This is a genomic window from Okeania sp. SIO2B9 (genome assembly GCF_010672505.1).
Classification (GTDB): Bacteria; Cyanobacteriota; Cyanobacteriia; order Cyanobacteriales; family Microcoleaceae; genus Okeania; species Okeania hirsuta.
Genome location: NZ_JAAHGK010000901.1, coordinates 1 through 3,229, shown reverse-complemented (window position 1 = coordinate 3,229; position 3,229 = coordinate 1). Strand labels below are relative to the sequence as shown.

General features: G+C 32.6%; 2 protein-coding genes. One reads left to right on the top strand and one right to left on the bottom strand.

Going from position 1 to position 3,229, the window contains the following annotated elements; genetic code table 11:
- The first annotated feature begins 329 nt into the window (after positions 1-329).
- Complete coding sequence (locus tag F6K13_RS25190; protein WP_124146454.1) at positions 330-896, top strand: hypothetical protein; 567 nt, start codon at positions 330-332, stop codon at positions 894-896.
- Between the two features lie 702 nt (positions 897-1,598).
- On the opposite strand, the gene F6K13_RS25185 is transcribed toward F6K13_RS25190, so the two are convergent.
- Positions 1,599-3,158 (bottom strand): glycosyltransferase family 2 protein, encoded by a 1,560-nt coding sequence (locus F6K13_RS25185; RefSeq protein WP_287288730.1) that lies wholly within the window; start codon positions 3,156-3,158, stop codon positions 1,599-1,601.
- Positions 3,159-3,229: the final 71 nt, after the last annotated feature.

Sequence of the window (3,229 nt, the reverse complement as noted above, 5' to 3'; positions counted from 1 at the left end):
GAATAAATTCAAGAAATGTCTGTTCAAAGAAAGGATATTTTAATCGGTAGTAACTAAAAAAAAAGCTGCACAGAATAGATTTTTTATTATATAATTAGCATTCAGTTATTAGCAGTAAAGTTTATCTTAAGGACTGTTGCCATAGCCAGCAATAAAAATGAGTCTAGATTGCTAAGATTAGCTGATACTTTTGCTTTTAATGTAACTTGATAATTCTTGCTCAATCTCTCAATACTAATTCAGGAATAAAAAGTTAGCTAACGGCTGAATGCTTGCTTTATATGTATCCTCAAACAGATAATTATTCAAATAAAAGCGGAGGTATTAAAATGAGTTGGGAATCAGAATTTATTTCTCAGTGGCAAACTTTTATGGATATTTTGGAAACTAATATTCGTCGCCAAGTTAAAAGTAATGGTAGTTTAAATTCTGCTTTTGTTAATACTGTGATTAAAAATGAAGTAGAAAAATGGTCAAACAGTAATCATTTTAATGGTGCTTGGTTACGAAAATTAAACCGCGAAAAGCCTTCTCTTTATGAGCAGTTTCGCACTACTTTAGATACATTACACTCAAGCAGTAGTATATCTTTTAATAATCCTTCGATTGTCTTATCTGTTATGGGAGGAATAGGGATATGTGTAATTCTCATAATTTTTGGGTTTCTCCACTTGCTAGTACAATTAGGATTAATTTCGTTAGTGCTGAGACAAGAAGTTTTAACCACTGCTCTAGCTTCTATAATTATCTTGCCTATTCTCAAGAATATAGAAGCTAAAGAAAGAGAAAATCAACTCAATCAATTAATTGATAATCTTCAACAAGATTTGAATTTTACTGGTGAAAAATTAAGAGAAATTGCAGCTAAAGCTGAAGAAAAGTTGTATAGCAGATGACCAAGCTTGACTATAATCAATGTAAGCATTCAGCCGTCAGGCATCAGCCATCAGCTATCAGCTATTGCTTTTAGTTTAGGATAAAAGCTTTATTAATTGTCTTACTACAAAAGTTGCCTCCCTTGCCCTTAAAGTCAGTTGTTAATTTAAATACTGTCCTATATGAGAGAGTCTTATTGCTGATAGCCGAATGCTTACTAATAAACGTTCCCACTGCGGGTATCTTGTCCGCGACGGGTATACTTCACCAAGGTGGAATCCGCTGTATATCTTTTTTTTACATAAATAGCCCAGCATATCATTTGTTATTGAAAAATAATATAACACTATTTCAAAGTTATGTCTATCTAAATTTTCGAGGATTGAAATAACAGTAAAAGTATCCTGTTGAAGGCTTAATTTATGGAGTAATATTCTCAGACAAATTTTAGAGCGATAATGCTCCGCATCGCTACCGCGAACGCCTGTTTTTGTATAAGCATTCAGCGGTCAACTATCAGCTATCAGCTATTAATTCATTGCCTTTATAGCAGGAATTAGTATTGAGAGATTTAAAGAGAATTCAAAGTATTGGAAAAAAACTAACCTTGACTTTAGCAATGTATATTCATTATTTATGAAACAGCTAAAAACTGACTGTGAGCTAGCTTAATGCTGATGTTTTTGCGGGAAAATAATAATCAAGTTGATACCCATTACACTCTAAAAAAATTCCCTCAATTCCAACACATTTTGCCAAGTATTTGGAAGTGGAAAATCACAACAAGACAAAACAGTCAAATCAAGATCGTCGGCAAGAAAAGCAGCAATACTTTGTCTAACTGCGGAGTTACTATTACTACAAACATTCCCTTTCAAATACACAATTAAATCTTTGACATATTCACAATATTTTTCCAATTCTCCAACTTCCTGAAAATTTAGAGGTCTAGCAAATAGAAAATTCAGAAAATCAGTAAAAATCCATTTTGGCAAAACAGCTTGACGGTAATTTATTGGTAACTGAAAAGCAAAGCGATAAAGCAGAAATACTAAAACATTTTGCCAGATATTTTTTGCGGAAAAATTTTCCTGTAGATTAACAACAAACTCTTTTTCAGAAGCAGTTAAAGCTTCATTTTTTATCCCACTATTGAGCATAAGTTTATAAGTTTCACCTATTTCAGCTTGATAAAAATATTTCAATTGTTCATTTGACAAACCTAACAATTTTTCAGCGAGTTGGCGACGTAATTGGCGAAGATTATTTAAAACCGACTCATCAGCAGTAAAGCGACGATATTGCTCCACCAAATTTTGCAGTTGAGAAAAGTTTTGTTTGAGCAAAATACCTAATTTTTTTCTAGCAGTTTCCTTCACCTCTGGAGTCAAAAAACTATAAACAGTATTCTCCAACATTTTCTGATAAAACCTTTGATAATCTTGAGGATTTTTCCCAGAAGCAAGATTAAGTTGAGTTTGTTGGCGGGGATGAATACGAAGTTGAGATAAAGGCTTATCCACAAATCCAATTTTATAATTTCCCATAATCCTGAACCACATATCTATATCTAATACTTGAGTCAAACTAGAATCAAAAAGTCCGATTTTTTCAAAGACAGTTTTAGGAATTAATACTGTCGTTGGTTCCCCAATTTTATTCAGACGATATTTCATTAAATTAGGGTCTAATAATAAATCTTTTCCTGACTGAATAGTTTTCAAATTTGACCAATCCTTGTGTAAATCTTGAGTACCACGATAAGCAGCTACACAAGTAGAATTATTTTCTGCACCAGGTTCTAAAATTACGCGACGGCGAGAAAATACTAAACCTATTTCCGAATCTTCTTCTGCTATTTTGACAAATTCTTCAATACAGCTTTTTTCGAGCAAGTCATCCTGAAATAAGAATTTAATATATTTGCCTCTTGCTTGGGAAATACAGAAGTTTAAATTTCCCACTAAGCCATAATTTTGATGACAAATAATCCGAAATTCTATTTGTGGATTTTCCAATTGTAATGTTTTGGCTATTTCGAGGGTTTTGTCGGTGGAATTATCATCAGAAATTATGATTTCTAGGTTAGAGTAAGTTTGGGAAAGGGCACTATTAATTGCAGCTCTGATAAAATTTTCTCCGTTGTAAGTAGGGATGCAAATACTAACAAGTGGAAATTTATTACTTGGAGAAGACTGAGATAATTTTGTGGCTGGAATATTAGTAAAATTTTCCGTGACTTGAGCAATATATTCGAGGCGAGTCTTGATTTTTTTACCCATAATTTCAGGGCTAAGTAATGACTTAATATCTTCAGCAGCTTTTAAGCCAAAAAAATTGGATTAAAAGCAGA